Consider the following 17170-nt stretch of genomic DNA (forward strand, 5'->3'; position numbering starts at 1 on the left):
AAGGTCCGTTATTGCTGTTAAAACCCTCGTGTGGCGACCCCATCTTGCGAAAATTCTGCGCCCTGTGTAACTTAGTTCCGTTGCACTTTCTGAGGGAACTGAAACTTGAAAAGCCCCGCCAACTCGCTGCAGAACCGAGATATCCCGCCGCAAAACGCGCAGCTGAGCCCCGTTGATCTGATCTCCGTCCTACGTCGCACGGACGGTAGTTTTGCGTCGCAGGAGCAGAAGGTGGCGGATTTTGTGCTGGAGAACCTCAATACCATCAGCTCGATGACAATTGGGGATCTGGCAGACAAATGCGGTGTCAGCAAACCCACGGTTATTCGTTTCTGTCGCAGCCTTGGTTGCGAGGGCTACCGGGATTTCAAGCTGCGGCTCGCTCAGAATGTTGCGGTCAGTGCCCAATATCTGTTCGGCGACGCAGACGATTCATCGAACTCAGGAAATTCAACGCTCGATCAGGTTCTGGGAGCGGTATTTGCCACCCTGAATGTGATGCGGCGTCAGGTTGATGTTGACCAGCTGATGCAGGCCAAAGCCGGGATTCTGGGGAAACGCCAAATTCTGTTTGCCGGAATAGGCGGTGGATCGTCCACAGTCGCACAGGAAGCATCGAACCGGTTTTTCCGCCTTGGCATCCCGTCATACTTTGTCAGCGACAGCTACGTCCTGCAAATGCGCGCGGCTGCGCTTGGTCCGGAAGACGTTCTGTTTCTGGTGTCGGCAAGCGGTGAAGCGGATGCAATTGTGGGGGCGGCAGAAGTCGCCAATGGATATGGCGCAACAACCATCAGCCTGACGAAACCCGAAACACGCTTGTCATTGCAGACAAAGATCTCAATTCACACCGATCTGCCCGAAGACAACGACATCTATAAGCCAACCGCATCCCGCTATGCGCATCTGGCCATCATCGACACGCTTGCCATGATGGTCGCGCAGGAACAGTCCAGTGAAACCAAGGAAAACCTGAGGCGCATTCGTGCGTCCCTGACCGCCTACCATGGCCGGACAGGCCCGCAACCACTTGGCGATTGACGACATTCGAGCTGATCATAGGGGCGGGCGCGAGCAAGCTCTTGCAGGCGCGGAAGATATTGATGACCAGATAGGAGCGGCGTCGCCCGAAGGGCGGAAGAGGAAAGGCTCCCGTCGCAGGCCTAGGCAGAGTAACATCCGAATCGTTGCGGATTGCGCAGCTTGGCCGGGTGGGGATGATATGGACATCGAACAGCTAATTGCCTGTCCTGTCTGCGACGTGCTGCACCGCGACCAGGCTGTGGCGGCGCATACGGTGGCCAGATGCGCCCGATGTGGCACGGTGCTGGCGGCCCCCAGAACCGGTGCCATGACCCGGATCGCGATGTTGTCGCTGACCGCTCTGATCCTGCTGGTCGCCGCTGCCGGTTTCCCGTTTCTGGAGCTGAAGGCGCAGGGGTTGTCTCATCGGGCCTCGGTGCTGGATGCGGTCATGGCCTTCTCGCGCGGGCCGATGGCGCCGCTGTCTCTGGCGACCGGTCTCCTGATCGTTCTGTTGCCTGCCGCACGCTTCAGCGCGCTGATCTACACCTTGGCGCCGATGGCTCTGGGCTGGCACCCTGCGCCGCGCGCTGCAGCTGTCTATCGCTGGGCGGAGAAGCTGAAACCCTGGGCGATGGCAGAGATATTCATCATCGGTGTGGCGGTGGCCCTTGTCAAAGTCTCCGGCCTGGCGCAGGTCGGGCTGGGGCCTGCGTTCTGGGCCTTTGCAGCGCTGCTGGTGGTGACAATCCTGACCGACAATTCGATTTGCAGGCTGACTGTATGGAAAACACTGAAGACGCGCAGCGCTTCCTGACCGCCGCTGCGGCCGGTCTGGTCGGCTGCCGCGCCTGCGGCACGGCGAACCCCGGAGGCGCGCGGTCCTGTGGCTGCTGCGGCAGCAGCCTGGAGCCTGCCGGGCCGGGTGGCCTCCAGCGTGTCTGGGCCTGGCTCGTGGCGGGGATGATCGCCTATGTTCCCGCCAACCTATACCCGATGCTGCGGACCACCACCTTTGGTCGCAGCTCCGAGAATACACTGATTGGCGGCATAGCCGAGCTGTTCAGCCATGGCGCCTATGGGGTTGCCTTTATCGTTTTCCTTGCGAGCATCGTAATCCCGGTCGCAAAATTCCTGGCCATCGCCTATCTTGCAGTTTCGGTCCGAAGGCCCGCAGCCTTGGGCAGCCATGGTCGACTGGTGCTCTACGAGATTGTCGAATTCATCGGACGGTGGTCGATGATCGATGTTTTTGTCGTGGCGATCCTGACCGCCCTGGTCCAGCTGGATTTTGCGGCGGCCATCACGCCGGGGATTGCAGCGGTCAGTTTTGCATTGTCGGTTGCCTTCACTATGCTGGCGGCTCAAAGTTTCGATCCGCGCCTGATCTGGAACGCGGAAAAGCGAGAATATGAATGAGCACCCCTGAACCCGCCCCGATGACCATCGCTGCGCAGCGTGTCTCGCCCTGGCGGAACCTCTCTCTGGTCTGGCTGGTACCGCTGGCTGCTTTGGCCGTATCGCTTGGGGTAGCCTGGAAGGCCTATAGTGATCGCGGCGTCCTGATCCGCATTACTTTTGAGAACGCCTCCGGCATCGTGGCCAATGAAACGACAGTGCGCTATCGCGACGTTGTTATCGGCCAGGTCGAGGATGTGGGGTTTGCCGAGGACCTGAGCAAGGTCGCCGTATGGGCGCGTATCGACAAGAAGGTTGCCCCCTATCTGGATCGGGATGCCGCCTTCTGGGTGGTGCGCCCCGAAGTCAGCGCGCGGGGGATCTCGGGTCTCAGCACGGTATTGTCCGGCGTCTACATCGAAGGCGCCTGGGACCAGGACCGGGGCAGTGCCGAAATCAGTTTTGAAGGGGCCGACCGGCCGCCCCTTGTGCAGCCGGGCCGGGGTGGGCGGCGGATTACCCTGCGCACCAACGACGGGCGGATGATCTCCGAAGGCGCGCCGGTGCTTTTCCGCGGCATCGAGGTTGGCCGGCTGGAAAGCCCGCGTCTCACCGTCAGCGGCAACAGCATTGTTGTCGATGCCTTTATCGAGGCGCCCCATGACCAGCGGATCAATTCGGCGACGCGTTTTTGGGATACATCCGGCTTCTCGGTTTCCATTGGCGCCAGCGGGCTGTCGCTTGATGTGGATAGCATCGCTTCGCTGGTGGCAGGCGGGATCGAGTTCGACACGGTATTCGATGGCGGCCGACCGATCAGTTCGGGCGCCGTCTTCGACATCCACCCGGATGAGGCCGCAGCCCGCCGCACGGCCTTTGCCCGTTCGCTGACGGGCGGGGTCGCGGTTTCGGTTGCCTTTGGCGAGTCGGTTGCTGGCTTGACCAGCGGTGCCGCGGTCAAACTTGGCGGGGTGAAGGTCGGCGAGGTCAGCAGTCTGAACGCCGCGATCGAGAACGGAACCGACGAGGCAGAGGTCAGGCTGATTGCCAAACTGATGCTTGAACCGTCGTTGATGGGCCTGCCGCCGGGAGCGGGCGAAACCGAAGTGCTGGATTTTCTGGAGCAGGCGACCGCAGGCGGTCTGCGGGCCAGGCTGGCTGCGGCCGGGCTGTTCAGCTCTGAGCTGATTGTTGAACTGGTCACCTTGGATGCGGCGGAGCCTGCACTCTTCAATCGCAACGCGGAGCCCTTCCCCGAATTGCCCAGTGCGCCCTCGGACCTGCCCGATTTTACCGCAACCGCAGAAGGCGCATTGGAGCGGATCAGCGAGCTGCCCGTCGAAGAGCTGATGGCGCAGGCGATCGCGACCTTGGCCAGCATTGAATCCCTGGCCTCCGCTGAGAGTACCCGGCAGGCGCCTGCGGCGGCGGTGGCCCTGATGGATGAGACCCGGTCGCTGGTCGCGGACCCGGAGACGCGAGCGCTGCCGGGGGAGCTGCGTGCAGCTGTGGCTGACCTTCGCGATATTCTGTCTGAGTTGCAGCAAGGCAGAGCGGTGGCCAGTTTGACAGAGGCATTGGAGCAGGGCAGCCAGGCCGCATCCAGCCTCGCGGCGGCATCGGAGGAATTGCCGGCGCTGGTCAGCGATTTCCGCGCCCTGGCAGCCAAAGCCAACGCATTGGAAGCCGAAGAGTTTATCCGGTCCGCCAGCCAGCTGATGCAAAGCGCTGACAGCATGATCGATTCCGATGGCGCGCGCGCGCTGCCTCCGGCCCTGACCAGCGCGCTGGATGAAATGCGCCTCACCCTGTCGGAGCTGCGCAGCGGCGGGCTGGTAAACAACGCCAATGCGACAATGGCCTCGGCCCGCAGTGCTGCCGATACCGTCGCGGCCGCAGCCGAGGGGTTGCCGGCGCTCTCAGCCCGGCTTGAACGGCTGGTCGCACAATCCGAGACCTTGATCACAGCCTATGGCGCTCGCTCGAACTTCAACTCCGAAGCGCTGGATGCGCTAAGGGAGTTCAAATCGGCCGCCCGTTCGGTCTCCCAGCTTGCCCGCAAGATTGAACGTGACCCGAATTCCCTTTTGTTTGGAAAGTAAGATGAAAAAAGCCATGTTCCTGACGCTGACCCTTCTTGCGATGGCAGCCTGTGCTCCGACCAATGATGCCCGGTATCTGATCTCTGCGGCCCCGGGCGAGAAGATAGCCAATCTGCGCTCCCGTACGATTGAGGTCCGGCTGGCCTCTCTGCCGTCTTATGCGGCTGCGTCCGATATGGTCGCCGAGGGGGAAGGCGGCGCGCTCTTTGCGCTTGGTGGTGCGCAATGGGCGGATGATCCGGCTCGCGGCATAGCCGCCGCCCTGGCCCGTGGGCTGACGGAACGCACTGGCGCCTCTGCCGCAATCGAACCCTGGCCGCTGAACACCGGCCCTGACGCCCGTCTGGATGTAAGGGTGGACCAGGCCTATGCGCGTGCTGACGGAGTATTCGAGCTGACAGGCCAGTTCGCGGTCTCCTCCCCCGAAGGCACAGTGCGGGAATTTGTTAAGCGTTTCGACATCCAGACACCCGTCAGCGGTGAAGGGCCATCCGCAACCGCCGATGCGCTCGCCCTGGCCCTGGCGGACCTCGCCCGACAGATCTCTCTGGCAATGTAGTGGCCTGCCGCGAGGGGGACCATGAAAGGGGCACTGCATCGCCCTCACAACATTGAGCTGACAGTGTCTATTCGCTGTTGGGAGTCAAAGGACACCGATCAGGCCGCAGCTCACAGGGGGGTTCGGAGGCAACCCGGCCTTGCAGCAGGTTGAAGCGTGCCGGGTACACTCCGGCGACATCGGTCGGGCGCCCTTTGTCAGCGATTGCTGTGGTCACCACCAATGGCGGTTTCCCCGAACCGGTTCCGATAGTCGGTTGGCAGGATGCCTAGCAGTTTCATGAAGCTGCGCCGCATTTTCTGTTCAGTCATATATCCTGACAGCGCGGCGATTTCCTTGATGGGTTTCCTGCTGCGTTCCAGATATATTCGGGCGACTGCAAGCCGCCGCTCTTCGACGAAGCGCGAGGGGGTTTGGCCAAATTCATGTGTGAAATCGCGGTGCAGCGTCCGCTCGGTCGCGCCTGCTATCTCGGCCATCCTGGACACGCTCCAGGCGGCGCTCGGGTCTTGTTCGATGAGGTTATAGAGTTCGGTTAAACGCTTGCTTGATGTCGCCTGTGCCTTGAGCGGTTCTGAGTACTGAGATTGTCCTCCCTGCCTTTGCATGAACACCACCATTTCCCGAGCGACGCCCAGGGCAACCCGCCGTCCGTGATCCACTTCAACAAGTGAAAGGGCGAGATCAATCCCGGCCGTCACACCTGCCGAACAATGAAATTTGCCGTCATGGGTGAAAATCTCGTCCAGATGCCAATTGACACCCGGAAACCGCGCGCGGGCCAAGTCTACCCGTTCCCAATGTGTCGTGGCCTTTCTGCCGTTCAATAGCCCGGCAGAGGCGGTAAGGAGGCTACCTGAGCAGATCGAAACGAACCGCCTTACGTGAGGGTCCATTCGCGTCAGAAAACGTTGCAGGAGCGGATCATCAAGCCGTTGATCGACAACGGGGCCGCCCGGAACGATGAAGACATCCGCCTGGGTCATGGTTGCGAAGGATCCATGAGCGCGGAGGGTCAATCCAGTGTCGGTTACAACATCCGCGCCGTCCTCGCTTACAATGGCAATGTCGTAAGCTTGCCAACCCAAGATCTTGTTTGTGGATGTGAACACCTGTGCCGGACCGGCCACGTCCATCAGAAGGACGTCGGCGAGGCCCATGATGACAACAGATTGAGGGCGCTTTGTCTGATTTTGAAGGCAGATGGTCACGCCTGACATCAGTCATGCAGCCTAGGATGCTGTCAACAGCTTCCTTTGCAGTGAGACCAGCACATGCCACGCCAATTTATCACCGACGTCCCGGGTGTCCCCACATCACGCTCGCCGATTTCTCAAGCGGTCGTCGTTGGGAATACCTGCCATATCTCGGGTCAATTGGCCGTATATGAGGACGGCTACCGACCCGGCAGCGCAGCCGAAGAGACTGACAGGGCTTTCGATCTGGTGTTTAAAATCGCTGCCGCAGCGGGGTTCTCTTTGGAAGAGATCGTTTATGTGGATATCGCGTTTTCTGACATTGAACGGGATCTGGCGGAGGTAAATGAAGTCTGCCGAACGCGGTTCTCGCAGTTTCCGGCAAGGACGATCTATGAGGCTGCGCGACTGCCTTATGGTGCAAAAATCAAGATACAGGCCATCGCAATGAAAGACGGCCTGTGACGGAAGGATAAGGTCGCTTGCGGGATAATCATTGGTTTGGCTGCGGTGGCACCTTTTACGGGGGGCTGTCGCTGGCGGGCGTGAAACGTGGCGGCTCGGTGTGCTCGTCAACCTGTCCAATTCAAAGGGCATCGTCTTCGGTATGCGCCTGATGATTGGGCGAAGCTGAAGCGGATACCTGCTATTGATGATAAGACCATGCAAAGGGATGGGAAACGATGACCGGTAAGACAGACAACACGAAATCCGCGCAGACATCAGCTGCGCGAACCGCATCGGCAAGATCAAGCGACGTGGTGCGACACCCTTTTTCGGATGTTGCTAGACAGCTGACCGAAGCCGCGCCCTTTGACGTCGTGTTCGAGACGCCCGAGGTGACCGTGGAACTCTACGCGCCTGTCGGCATAGACAAACAGAAACCGCATGAGCGGGATGAACTCTATATTGTCGCGACCGGTACAGGTACTTTTTCGCGCGGTGACCAGTTGGTGCCATTCGGGCCAGGCGATCTGCTTTTCGTTCCCGCCCACGTGCCGCATCGCTTTGAGAGCTTCACTGACGACTTTAAGGTCTGGGTGATCTTCTATGGAGATGTGCGGTTCAAAGAGACAGGTGCCCATCCGAAATAGCCGCCAAAAGCGGAGCCTGAGAAGCGGCGGAACGGGTGCTGCGCGGTTCAGTCATGATCCCTGGTCCGCAGGTGGCGCTCACATCATGCCACAGCGTCCCGTAATGGTGTGGCGGTCGGTCGCCATCTCGAGATGGGGTGACAAACTTCGGGCTCCGCTTTCAGAAATTCGGGATGGCTGTCGTAAGGTCATCTTTGACAGGTTATCCAACTGTGTCTCTGCTCGGCGGTTAGGGCGTGTTGGGAGGGCGCGGAGACATGCGGACGATTTTTCGAAAGAGCCTGCTGGGGCTTTTGGGTGTGTTTATGGTCATGCTCGCCGTCCTTGCGATCAATACGATGCGATATCGGGCTGACATACGGACCGATGTGGCAGCCTATAGCCTGGGTGCGGATATTGGACAGGCGACGGAGTTGCTGTCCCGGGCTATTCAGTTTGAGACGGATAGCACCAAACCCGATGCGGCTGATTTCAGCGCCTTCACGGATTTTCTTCAGCAGGCGTTTCCGGGCGTCTTTGCAGCTGTGGATCTGGAGATGATGGCCGCGAACACGCCGCTCCTGAGGTGGCAGGGAACTGATCCAGACCTCGCCCCCGTTCTTCTGGCGGCGCATTATGACGTCGTGCCCATCGCACCGGGATCATTGGATCGCTGGGATCATCCGCCTTTCGCTGGTGTGGTTGCCGACGGCTATATCTGGGGGCGCGGGACGTTGGACAACAAGGGCGCGCTGATCGCAATGCTCAGCGCGGCCGAGCATCTCATCCAAGAGGGTTTCACCCCCAAACGGTCTGTCTACTTCAGCTTCGGTGGCGATGAGGAAGTCGGCGGCGACGGCGCGCGGTCTGTCGCCAAACATCTGAACCAACAGGGGGTCCAACTGGCCTGGACATTGGACGAAGGGTCTTTTGTACTCGACAACGTGATCCCCGGGCTCGATGTGCCGGTGGCAAGTATCAACCTGTCCGAAAAAGGCTTTCTGACAGTGAAACTGGTGGCAGAGGCCGAGGGCGGGCATTCTGCTCTGCCACCCAAGATGACGGCTGTCGGGCGTATCGCCCGCGCGGTTGATCGCGTGCAGAATTCACCGCTGGAAGGTGGGCTTGACGGTGTGACGGCTGAGTTCTTTGATGCTTTGGGTCGTCACTTTACCTTGGACAAGCGCGCATTGTTTGCGAACCAATGGCTGTTCAGCCCCCTGCTTGAAACGGGGCTTTCGAATGCGGCCTCGACCAATGCGATGCTGCGCACGACGACAGCGCCAACCATGTTGAGCGGATCAAACAAGGCCAATGTTCTGCCGACCGAGGCGACCGCCACGATCAACTTCAGACTTCACCCGCGGGATACTGCCGAACATGTGATTGCGCATATCGCGAAGGTCATTGACGACCCGGAGATTGACATCGTTTTTGATCCTGCGGCGGTGCGCGAAGCCTCTCCTGTTGCAAGCTCATCTGCGCAGGGGTTCGAGGATATCGAGAGCTCGATCCTATCGGTTTTTGGGGAGATTGCTTCCGTTCCCGGCCTGACAATTGCGGCGACGGATGCCCGCCACTACGCACAGGCTTCGGACAACGCATATCGCATCAATCCGTTCCTGGTCGAAGACGATGATATTGCGCGTTTTCATGGAACGAATGAACGCCTGTCGGTTGCAAACCTGGAGCGCGGGATCAATTTCTTTGGCGCCCTCATAACCAGACAGTAGCGCAGAACCGGCCCGCCGCTCAGCTGCCCCCGCCGCACGGTCGCTATTGAGGCGACCGGCGGCGGGGTTTCCGCGGATCGGGCAGACACCCCTTGTGGATGCTCATAACCCTCGCTGTTCATTTGCAAATGACCGTTCTGACAGTCCGCTACCCCAATTGGCTAATCATTCGGGAGCTGTCATAACAGGGGCAGCTATGGAAACAGGAGACGATTCATATGCTCGTTGTCGGCTGGCAGGAACGGGTTGATCTCCCGCTTCTTGGACTTACGAACCTGAAGGCGAAAATCGATACAGGTGCGCGCACATCGGCGCTTCATGCTACAGATATTGTGACGTTCGAACGCGATGGCGTTCCCTGGGTTCGTTTTCACACACGGTTCGACGATGATTCACACGACACCGACGTGGAATCTCCGATCCATGATCAGCGCGAGATCAAGAACACCAGCGGCATTCCGGAAACCCGGATCGTTATCCGGACCAGATTTCGGATATCGGACCGCTTGTGGAAGATTGATCTGTCGCTGACCGAGCGTACCGAGATGAAATTCCGCATGATCGTGGGGCGCACGGCCCTGCGCGGGCATTCCATCCTGGTGAACCCCGCCAAGCGCAATTTGACGGCACCGAAACCAGCAGCCGCAATCGTCGGCAGAAGGAAAAACTCATGAAAATCGCGTTGCTCGCCAGAAACGCCAATCTCTATTCCCACAAACGGCTGGTGGAAGCCGCCGAGGAACGCGGTCACGAGATCCACGTCATCAATACGCTGCGGTGCTACATGAACATCGCGTCGCGGCGCCCGGAGATTTATTACAACGGAGAAAAACTGGAAGGTTACGATGCGGTCATTCCGCGGATCGGGGCCTCTGTCACCTTCTATGGCATGGCGGTTCTGCGCCAGTTCGAGATGATGGGTGTCTACCCATTGAACGAGAGCGTGGCGATCGGGCGGTCGCGCGACAAACTGCGCTCAATGCAGCTTCTGGCGCGCGACGGGGTTGGCCTGCCGGTGACGACCTTCGCCCATGATCCCAAACAGACCGAAGAGGTGCTGGAGCTTGCGGGCGGTGCGCCTCTGGTGATCAAGCTGCTGGAGGGGACACAGGGGCTTGGCGTTGTTCTGGCCGACACGAATCGCTCCGCGAAATCGGTCATTGAAGCGTTTCGTGCGACCGACACGAATATCCTGATCCAGGAGTTCATCAAGGAAGCCGGCGGGACCGACATCCGCGCGATCGTGATCGGGGGACGGGTCATCGCGGCGATGAAGCGTACCGGGGCCGAGGGGGAATTCCGGTCCAATCTGCATCGTGGCGGCTCGGCGCAATTGATCAAACTCTCGCCGGAAGAGCGCTCAACCGCCGTGCGGGCTGCGAAATCCATGGGGCTGAATGCCTGTGGTGTCGACATGCTGCGTGCAAATCACGGGGCGGTGGTGATGGAGGTGAATTCCTCACCTGGACTGGAAGGCGTTGAAAAGGCGACCGGTCTTGATGTTGCTGGCAAGATGATCGAGTTCATCGAGAAGAACGCCAAACCCGGCAAAACCAAAACGAAGGGCAAGGGCTAATGATCAAACGCCCGGGGTTTGATATCGGCGGGGAGCTGATCCCGCCCGGCACCCGGCGCACCGTTGATCTGCCTGTCAGTTCACTGTCAGACCATACGCCGGTGAATATGTCAGCCCATGTCGTTCATGGCAAAACGGAGGGGCCGGTTGTCTTCGTCAGCGCAGGGGTGCACGGCGACGAGGTGATTGGCATCGAAATCGTACGGCGACTGCTGAAATCACCTGCGTTGCGGGGCCTCAAGGGCACGTTGATTGTGGTTCCGATTGTGAACTCCTTTGGGTTCATCAACCGGTCCAGATATCTGCCGGACAGGCGGGATCTGAACCGCTCTTTCCCTGGGAACGAGGGCGGATCGCTTGCTGCGCGTCTTGCGCATCTGTTCCTGAAGGAGATCGTGTCGCGCTCTGACGTCGGGATCGATCTCCACTCGGCGGCGATCCACCGGATCAACTATCCGCAGGTGCGCGTGTCGCCGGAGGATGCCGTGGCACGGGAGATGGCGGATGTCTTCGGCGCGCCGATCATCATGGAATCGGCGATACGACAGGGATCCCTGCGAAACTCGGCAAAGGAGCTGGGAAAGACCGTTCTGCTCTACGAGGCGGGTGAGGGTCTGCGATTTGATGAGGTTTCGGTGCGCGCCGGGCAGGCGGGCATTCTCAGGGTGATGAAATCATTGGGGATGATTTCCGCCCGCGGCGTGGCGCCCGCCAAGGCGCGCCCGCAGTTCTGCCCGTCCAGCAAATGGCTGCGGGCGCCGATGGGTGGCCTGTTTCGCAGCCTGAAGGCCGACGGCGATCCGGTGCGCCAGGGCGACGTACTGGGGGTGGTGTCTGATCCCTTTGGCGAAGAAGAAACCGAGGTCGTCGCGCCGTTCGATGGTATCATCGTGGGGCGGGCGGTACTGCCGGTGGTGAACGAAGGTGACGCCGTGTTCCATCTGGCGCGGGTTCAATCCATGAAACAGGCCGAGAATGCCATGGATGATCATTCATCACAGCTCGCGGATGATCCCATGTTCGACGAGGATGAGATCATCTGATCCAGGCGGCATGGGCATTTCAGTGTTCCCACTGTTGTCCGACAGCCCGCGGCGAGACAGGGGGGGCTAGGTCGGTGTCGCGGTATTGCGGTCCTGCCTTGGAGATCTGCCAAACTTGCGGGAGTATTCGCGCGAGAACTGCGCCGAGCTTTCATAGCCGACGGAAAAAGCTATTTCCGACACTTTTGCATCGGTTGACCTGAGCGCGTCGCGGGCTTTCAGTAGGCGCAGATCCTTTTGGTATTGCAGCGGGGATGTGCCGGTCACGGCCTTGAACTGTTCGAAGAAGGCAGAGTTGCTCATGCCGATCCGGTCGGCAAGCTCGCCGATTGCGATTGTCTGCGAGAGATTTGCCTGAAGGTCACGGGTGGCGAGATGGATGCGGCTTGCTGTGCTTTGGTGCCAGAGCAGCCGTTGCAGACCAGCCGCGTGCTGCCCGATCAGCAACCTAGCGTGGACTTCGCGGGCGGTGATCGGGGCCAGCACTTTTGCTGTCTCAGCCCCCTCGCATTGGTTGAGATAGCGCGAGAGGGCGTCCTCAAGGCCGGGATCGGTATCACACAGGCAGATCGAAAACGGGTCGCAAGGAGTGGATGTCGAGGCGGGCGGCACCGCAGATGCCAGAGACCGCAGCACATCCAGGTCCAGTGGGAAGACAAGTGCCGTGTAGGGGTGTTCGGCCGATGCCTGGGTGATGCGCGAGATGACCGGGAGTGTATGGCTGACCACGAGGGACTGGCCCGCGCTGACGGTGAGGGTTCTGTGGTTTGAGCCGACGGATTTTGCGCCCTGCAGAATCAGACATAACAAAGGTCTGTAGACGGTCGACTCCAGCCCCGTGCTGGCGTGGAGGCGCAGCATATGCGTGTTGCTGGCGTCGTGGTGTATCGCGCCATCCCTGACCCCCGACCGATCCAGTATCGCGGTCACCTGTGCGTATAGACTCTGCTTGGCCATGCAGCTTTTCCTCCAGGGCTGCTTCGGACATAGCAGTCGGTGAGGTCTCTACATAACAGAAATCACCAGTTTCGGAGGATCAGGCAAGTATTCTGGATAATCGAGAAAGAATAACGGCGGGTCGGAGAGCATTGTGGGATCAGTGATGGTTGTGAACTTCAACAGAGGGGAGATGCACCATGATGGAAAAGGCGACGAGCCGGTGCCTCACCACATCACCCGCCATGTCACGACGCGCGTCGGTATCGAAGAGATGTTCACGCAGAACCCCTGAAGGAGAGCGACTATGAAAACCATTCTGATTACGGGCGCCTCGTCGGGTATCGGCGAAGCCACTGCCAGACACTTTCAGGCGCAGGGCTGGAATGTCATCGCGACCATGCGAAGCCCCGACAGCACGGGCGAGCTGGCGGCACTCGACAACGTCCATCTTGCGCGGCTGGATGTGACCGACCCGGCGTCGATTGCAGTGGCGGTCAAACAGGGCATTGAGCGTTTTGGCCGAATTGATGTGCTGCTCAACAATGCAGGCTATGGCGCCTATGGCGCGCTTGAGGCGTTTTCGATGGAGCGGATCCGGCGCCAGTTCGACACCAATGTGATCGGGTTGCTGGAGGTGACCAAGTCCGTGTTGCCGCATATGCGGGAGAACCGGTCAGGCACGATCATCAATATCTCCTCCATCGGCGGACAGATCACATTCCCGCTCGGCACGCTTTATCATGGCACAAAATTCGCTGTCGAAGGTCTTTCGGAAGCGCTGCATTACGAACTGGAACCGCTGGGCATCCGGGTTCGGATTGTCGAGCCGGGCATGATCAGGACAAATTTCGGTGGCAGCTCCTTTGATTTTGCACTGGATGACAGCCTGCCTGACTATGCGCCCACGGCTGAGGCCATGGGGCGGGTGTTCAGCAGGCTGGCCTCCAGCCCGTCTGCCCCTGCAACCGTCGCCGAAGTGATCTGGGAGGCCGCCAATGACAGCGGCGACCGTCTGCGCTTTCGGGCCGGGCCAGATGCTGTTGCGCTTCTGGATCAGCGGCATCAGCAGGATGACGCCACATTTATCGGTGGCATCAAGGAGCTGATGAAACCATAGTTTCAACGGTTTCGGCGCTGGCTTTCAGCGGTTGCAAAGTGACGCAGGGAGATCGGGCCGGATATCGGTTCGGGCGGGCCGTTTTACGGCTGGAACACGCGTTTCGGCGCCAGTTTACTCTTTTTTATCGCAAGACCTCTAAATTGGCTTTGGTATGTGTAGATACCATTGGCCATGGGTCCGTTCCCACTGGTCATGAATACTGCGTTTTGATCAGCTAAGGATTGATACCCGCCATGCCCCGTCCAAGTTGGCTCGAAGATCTCCTTGCTACTCTTGTCGGTGGCCGGGGTAATGACAGAATGGGCGGCACCACCGGTGACGATACCATGGATGCCGGTGAGGGAGACGATACCGTTGCCGGTGAGGAGGGCAGCGATGTCATCGACGGGGGCCTCGGCAATGACGTCATCTATGGCGATATGGGGGACGGTTTTGCGCAGGGGGCAAACGCATCACCGCTGACGCTCGACATCAACAACATCCAGAGCGTGGTCCATGACGGCAGCACCGGCTCCGTCGGGAACTATGCGATTTTCAGGGATATCGCCAAGCTTGAGGATGGCACCAGCATCTCCGGCAGGCTGATCCTGCTTGAAAAATCCAACGCCAATATGTCGGTTGAATTCGGTTATACCGCCGGCGCGGAAATCCTCTTGACCGGGAACCAGCCGGGGGATCAGGCCAAATTCCGGCTGGAGTTTTTTGATCCCATAACCGGTGAAACGGTCTATCTGAACTCGACCGCGACCTTCAACGACATTGATGACAACAGTCAAACCGGCGACGCCGAGGCGGTGATCATCGATGGCAACAGTTTCACCTCTTTTGGTATTTCCTCCGATTCCTCGCTGACCACGGGTATCGACGGAAATGTGGTCAAGGCCACCGGTTCGGAACTGAACGATTATACGGATCAGGATTCCTGGTTCTCTGCCTCCTTTGAAGATCGTTCGTCGATCGAGTTCACCCTGCAGACCCGTGTCGGATTGTCGGGTTTTACCCTATCGGGTGATATTCTGGACGATCCGGTCACCACGATCATCGAACAGGGCGCCGATACCGTGCTGGCGGGCGATGGCAATGATATTGTCTATGGTCAGGGCGGCAATGACTCCATCATGGGCGAGGAGGGGGACGACCATCTGGAGGGTGGTGATGGTGATGACGTCATGGATGGCGGCGTCGGCGCGGATACCCTGATTGGCGGCGAGGGGGGCGATACCCTCGCCGGCGGTGACGGCGATGACTATATCGAAGGTGGTGCCGGTGATGACCAGCTGTCCACCGGAATTGGCAACGACACGCTGATCGGCGGCGAGGGCAATGACACCCTGAACAACTCGGCCGGCGATGACAGCCTGGTCGGCGGGGTTGGCAACGACAGCATCGTTGCGACCGACGGTTTTGACACGCTGGAAGGTGGTGCTGGCGACGACACCATGTACGGGGGCAATGACGGCGACCTCCTGCTTGGCGGCGCTGACAACGACCTGATGTATGGCGAGTCCGGAAACGACAGTCTCGACGGCGGTGATGGCAACGACGTCATGGACGGCGGCATTGGCAATGATACGTTGATGGGTGGTCTCGGGGCCGATACCATCTCCGGTGGTGACGGGGATGATTACATTGATGGCGGCGATGGCGACGACAGCCTGACCACCGGCCTCGGGAATGACACGCTGATCGGGGGTGCAGGCAATGATACCCTGCGCAACTCGGCCGGTGACGACAGCCTGGTGGGCGGGACCGGCGATGACAGCATCGTCGCAACCGATGGCAACGACACGCTGGAAGGCGGCGATGGCGCCGACACGATGTACGGCGGCAATGACAACGACCTGCTGGTCGGGGGCAGCGGCGCTGACAAGATGTATGGCGAAGCGGATGCCGATACGTTCCAGATGTCGGACGGCTTTGGCAATGACACGATCTCGGGCGGTGAGGCCGGCAATGACTCCGACCACATCGACATGTCGGCAGTCACCAGCAGTGTCACGGTAACCTATACCGGGTTTGAAGCGGGGCAGATCACCGACGGCGCCGATACGGTCACCTTCAGCGAGATTGAACGGCTGACCCTGACGAACCAGGGCGATGTGGTTGATGCCTCGGTTGACAATGCCGGTGTCAATATTGATGCCGGTGCCGGGGATGACACCATCACGCTGGGTAGCGGCCAGGACTCGATCATCGGCGGCGCCGGCGATGACCGGCTGATCCTCACCCAGGCGGGCGGCGTTGATACCGTCGGCGATTTCGATCTCAACGATGACGATGGCAATGGCTTCTACAACGATCAGCTGGATGTTTCGGGGCTGACTGGTGGCAGCGGAGTCGGCGGCGCGGTCATGACCAGCGATGTTGTCGTTTCCGACGATGGTTTCGGCAATGCCCTGCTGACCTTTCCGGGGGGTGAACAATTGGTGCTGCAGGGGGTTACCCCCGCGCAGATGAGCAGCCACAATCAGCTCTATTCAGCGGGGATCCCCTGTTTTACCCCGGATGTCCTGCTTGCAACGCGGCGGGGGGCGGTTCCGGCCGGTCAGATCCGGGTCGGCGATCTGCTGCAAACCGCTGACAACGGCTTTCAGCCGGTGATCTGGGTCGGCAAGCGTCATCTCAGCTCGGCCGAGCTGCTGCAGCGCCCGCATCTGCGTCCTTATTGCCTGCGCCCCGGTGGGATCCTCTCGCCCGAGCGTCCGATGCTGCTGTCACCCCAGCATCGCCTGATTGTCAGTGATCGCGCCCTGATGCCGGATCATTCCCGCGACGAAAAGTTCATCTCGTCGAAATTGCTGGCCGAAGCGGATCCAGACTTCACCTGCCAGATCGCGCATCACGCACCCGTCACCTATGTGCATCTGATGACCGAGCAACATGAGGTTATCTTTGCCGAAGGCATCGCGACCGAAACTTTCTGGCCCGGCCCCGAGGCCATCCGAGGCCTTTCGGTCGATGATATGCGAGAGCTGCTGACCTTGTTCCCCGACCTCGCTGCGGTGCATGGGTTGACCGGCGAGCCTGGACGTAGCCGCGTGCGCGGAGCCTATGGCGATCTTGCACGTCGATCCCTCAGGCGCCGCGACATCGGGCATCTGCACGCGGCCTGACACGGCGCGAGGGCGAGGGGCGCTGACGCTCGCGCGGCGCGAGGTGCCCGATCTGGGGATCGGCATGACCGCAAGGTGACCACGCCGCGTGACCGCATATCTGCTCGCAGCACATCTTTTCAAGCCATCGTCGCGTGCGGCGGGCGTCATGAGCGGATGGTGGTTGTGCTGTGGCCGTGGTCTTCGGCTCAGGGTCTATTATGCGCTGCCAAAAATGCAAAACGAGGAGATGGTCGCCCATTTGCCGCCCCCCGTTCTGACAGGAGAAAGGACTGCAAGGCGATCTTTCTGCCCA

At 59.9% G+C, this 17170-nt stretch carries 15 protein-coding genes; 13 read left to right on the forward strand and 2 right to left on the reverse strand.

The annotated features are described in order from the left end of the window. Positions 1-105: 105 nt before the first annotated feature. The 5 genes from VWY60_RS15665 (at position 106) to VWY60_RS15685 (ending at position 5082) form a co-directional block, all read left to right on the forward strand. Positions 106-1041, forward strand: a complete 936-nt coding sequence (locus tag VWY60_RS15665) for a MurR/RpiR family transcriptional regulator (RefSeq protein ID WP_416541096.1) — start codon at positions 106-108, stop codon at positions 1039-1041. A 181-nt stretch (positions 1042-1222) separates the two neighbouring features. After that, positions 1223-1840 (forward strand): paraquat-inducible protein A, encoded by a 618-nt coding sequence (locus VWY60_RS15670; RefSeq protein WP_340546647.1) that lies wholly within the window; start codon positions 1223-1225, stop codon positions 1838-1840. Then, positions 1807-2442, forward strand: coding sequence for a paraquat-inducible protein A (locus tag VWY60_RS15675; protein ID WP_416538186.1), 636 nt, complete (start codon positions 1807-1809; stop codon positions 2440-2442). Before VWY60_RS15670 ends, VWY60_RS15675 begins: the two co-directional genes overlap by 34 nt. Further along, a complete protein-coding gene (locus VWY60_RS15680) occupies positions 2439-4523 on the forward strand; it encodes an MlaD family protein (RefSeq protein WP_416541097.1) in 2085 nt (694 codons plus the stop codon). The genes VWY60_RS15675 and VWY60_RS15680 overlap by 4 nt, the downstream gene beginning before the upstream one ends. A 1-nt stretch (position 4524) precedes the next feature. Then, entirely contained in the window at positions 4525-5082 is a 558-nt protein-coding gene (locus VWY60_RS15685) for a PqiC family protein (protein WP_416538188.1), read from the forward strand. Between the two features lie 197 nt (positions 5083-5279). Here VWY60_RS15685 and VWY60_RS15690 read toward each other — a convergent pair whose 3' ends face one another. After that, complete coding sequence (locus tag VWY60_RS15690) at positions 5280-6302, reverse strand: GlxA family transcriptional regulator (protein WP_416541098.1); 1023 nt, start codon at positions 6300-6302, stop codon at positions 5280-5282. A 54-nt stretch (positions 6303-6356) separates the two neighbouring features. Between VWY60_RS15690 and VWY60_RS15695 the strand changes: the two genes are divergently transcribed. From VWY60_RS15695 to VWY60_RS15720, 6 genes are all read left to right on the forward strand, one after another. Beyond that, positions 6357-6743 (forward strand): RidA family protein, encoded by a 387-nt coding sequence (locus tag VWY60_RS15695; protein ID WP_340546652.1) that lies wholly within the window; start codon positions 6357-6359, stop codon positions 6741-6743. A gap of 218 nt (positions 6744-6961) precedes the next feature. After that, a complete protein-coding gene (locus VWY60_RS15700) occupies positions 6962-7372 on the forward strand; it encodes a cupin domain-containing protein (RefSeq protein WP_416541099.1) in 411 nt (136 codons plus the stop codon). A gap of 257 nt (positions 7373-7629) precedes the next feature. Beyond that, positions 7630-9084 carry a M20 family peptidase gene (locus VWY60_RS15705; RefSeq protein ID WP_416535564.1) on the forward strand — a complete coding sequence of 485 codons (1455 nt, stop codon included), beginning with the start codon at positions 7630-7632 and terminating at the stop codon, positions 9082-9084. 218 nt (positions 9085-9302) lie between these two features. Then, positions 9303-9758 (forward strand): ATP-dependent zinc protease, encoded by a 456-nt coding sequence (locus VWY60_RS15710; protein ID WP_340546655.1) that lies wholly within the window; start codon positions 9303-9305, stop codon positions 9756-9758. Beyond that, the gene (gene rimK, locus VWY60_RS15715) at positions 9755-10660 is read left to right on the forward strand and encodes a 30S ribosomal protein S6--L-glutamate ligase (protein ID WP_340546656.1); all 906 of its coding nucleotides are present in this window, start codon (positions 9755-9757) and stop codon (positions 10658-10660) included. The genes VWY60_RS15710 and rimK overlap by 4 nt, the downstream gene beginning before the upstream one ends. After that, positions 10660-11703, forward strand: a complete 1044-nt coding sequence (locus tag VWY60_RS15720; RefSeq protein ID WP_340546657.1) for a succinylglutamate desuccinylase/aspartoacylase family protein — start codon at positions 10660-10662, stop codon at positions 11701-11703. The genes rimK and VWY60_RS15720 overlap by 1 nt, the downstream gene beginning before the upstream one ends. Before the next feature lie 66 nt (positions 11704-11769). Here the strand turns inward: VWY60_RS15720 and VWY60_RS15725 are convergent, their stop codons facing one another. Next, positions 11770-12660, reverse strand: a complete 891-nt coding sequence (locus tag VWY60_RS15725; protein ID WP_416541100.1) for an AraC family transcriptional regulator N-terminal domain-containing protein — start codon at positions 12658-12660, stop codon at positions 11770-11772. Between the two features lie 286 nt (positions 12661-12946). On the opposite strand from VWY60_RS15725, the gene VWY60_RS15730 reads away from it, so the two are divergent. Together VWY60_RS15730 and VWY60_RS15735 are read left to right on the forward strand one after the other, a co-directional pair. Continuing rightward, entirely contained in the window at positions 12947-13759 is an 813-nt protein-coding gene (locus tag VWY60_RS15730) for an SDR family oxidoreductase (RefSeq protein ID WP_416541101.1), read from the forward strand. A 236-nt stretch (positions 13760-13995) separates the two neighbouring features. After that, positions 13996-16875, forward strand: coding sequence for a Hint domain-containing protein (locus VWY60_RS15735; RefSeq protein WP_416541102.1), 2880 nt, complete (start codon positions 13996-13998; stop codon positions 16873-16875). Positions 16876-17170: the final 295 nt, after the last annotated feature.

Source organism: Phaeobacter sp. JH20_26 (assembly GCF_048056275.1).
In the GTDB taxonomy this organism is placed as follows: domain Bacteria; phylum Pseudomonadota; class Alphaproteobacteria; order Rhodobacterales; family Rhodobacteraceae; genus Phaeobacter; species Phaeobacter bryozoorum.

What these genes read in the sequence shown, in the direction of transcription:
- VWY60_RS15680 (WP_416541097.1), top strand. Translation starts at nt 2,439, where the DNA reads ATGAGCACCCCTGAACCCGCCCCGATGACCATCGCTGCGCAGCGTGTC.
- VWY60_RS15720 (WP_340546657.1), top strand. Translation starts at nt 10,660, where the DNA reads ATGATCAAACGCCCGGGGTTTGATATCGGCGGGGAGCTGATCCCGCCC.
- VWY60_RS15730 (WP_416541101.1), top strand. Translation starts at nt 12,947, where the DNA reads ATGAAAACCATTCTGATTACGGGCGCCTCGTCGGGTATCGGCGAAGCC.
- VWY60_RS15705 (WP_416535564.1), top strand. Translation starts at nt 7,630, where the DNA reads ATGCGGACGATTTTTCGAAAGAGCCTGCTGGGGCTTTTGGGTGTGTTT.
- VWY60_RS15670 (WP_340546647.1), top strand. Translation starts at nt 1,223, where the DNA reads ATGGACATCGAACAGCTAATTGCCTGTCCTGTCTGCGACGTGCTGCAC.
- VWY60_RS15675 (WP_416538186.1), top strand. Translation starts at nt 1,807, where the DNA reads ATGGAAAACACTGAAGACGCGCAGCGCTTCCTGACCGCCGCTGCGGCC.
- rimK (WP_340546656.1), top strand. Translation starts at nt 9,755, where the DNA reads ATGAAAATCGCGTTGCTCGCCAGAAACGCCAATCTCTATTCCCACAAA.
- VWY60_RS15700 (WP_416541099.1), top strand. Translation starts at nt 6,962, where the DNA reads ATGACCGGTAAGACAGACAACACGAAATCCGCGCAGACATCAGCTGCG.
- VWY60_RS15735 (WP_416541102.1), top strand. Translation starts at nt 13,996, where the DNA reads ATGCCCCGTCCAAGTTGGCTCGAAGATCTCCTTGCTACTCTTGTCGGT.
- VWY60_RS15695 (WP_340546652.1), top strand. Translation starts at nt 6,357, where the DNA reads ATGCCACGCCAATTTATCACCGACGTCCCGGGTGTCCCCACATCACGC.
- VWY60_RS15685 (WP_416538188.1), top strand. Translation starts at nt 4,525, where the DNA reads ATGAAAAAAGCCATGTTCCTGACGCTGACCCTTCTTGCGATGGCAGCC.
- VWY60_RS15725 (WP_416541100.1), bottom strand. Translation starts at nt 12,660, where the DNA reads ATGGCCAAGCAGAGTCTATACGCACAGGTGACCGCGATACTGGATCGG.
- VWY60_RS15690 (WP_416541098.1), bottom strand. Translation starts at nt 6,302, where the DNA reads ATGTCAGGCGTGACCATCTGCCTTCAAAATCAGACAAAGCGCCCTCAA.
- VWY60_RS15710 (WP_340546655.1), top strand. Translation starts at nt 9,303, where the DNA reads ATGCTCGTTGTCGGCTGGCAGGAACGGGTTGATCTCCCGCTTCTTGGA.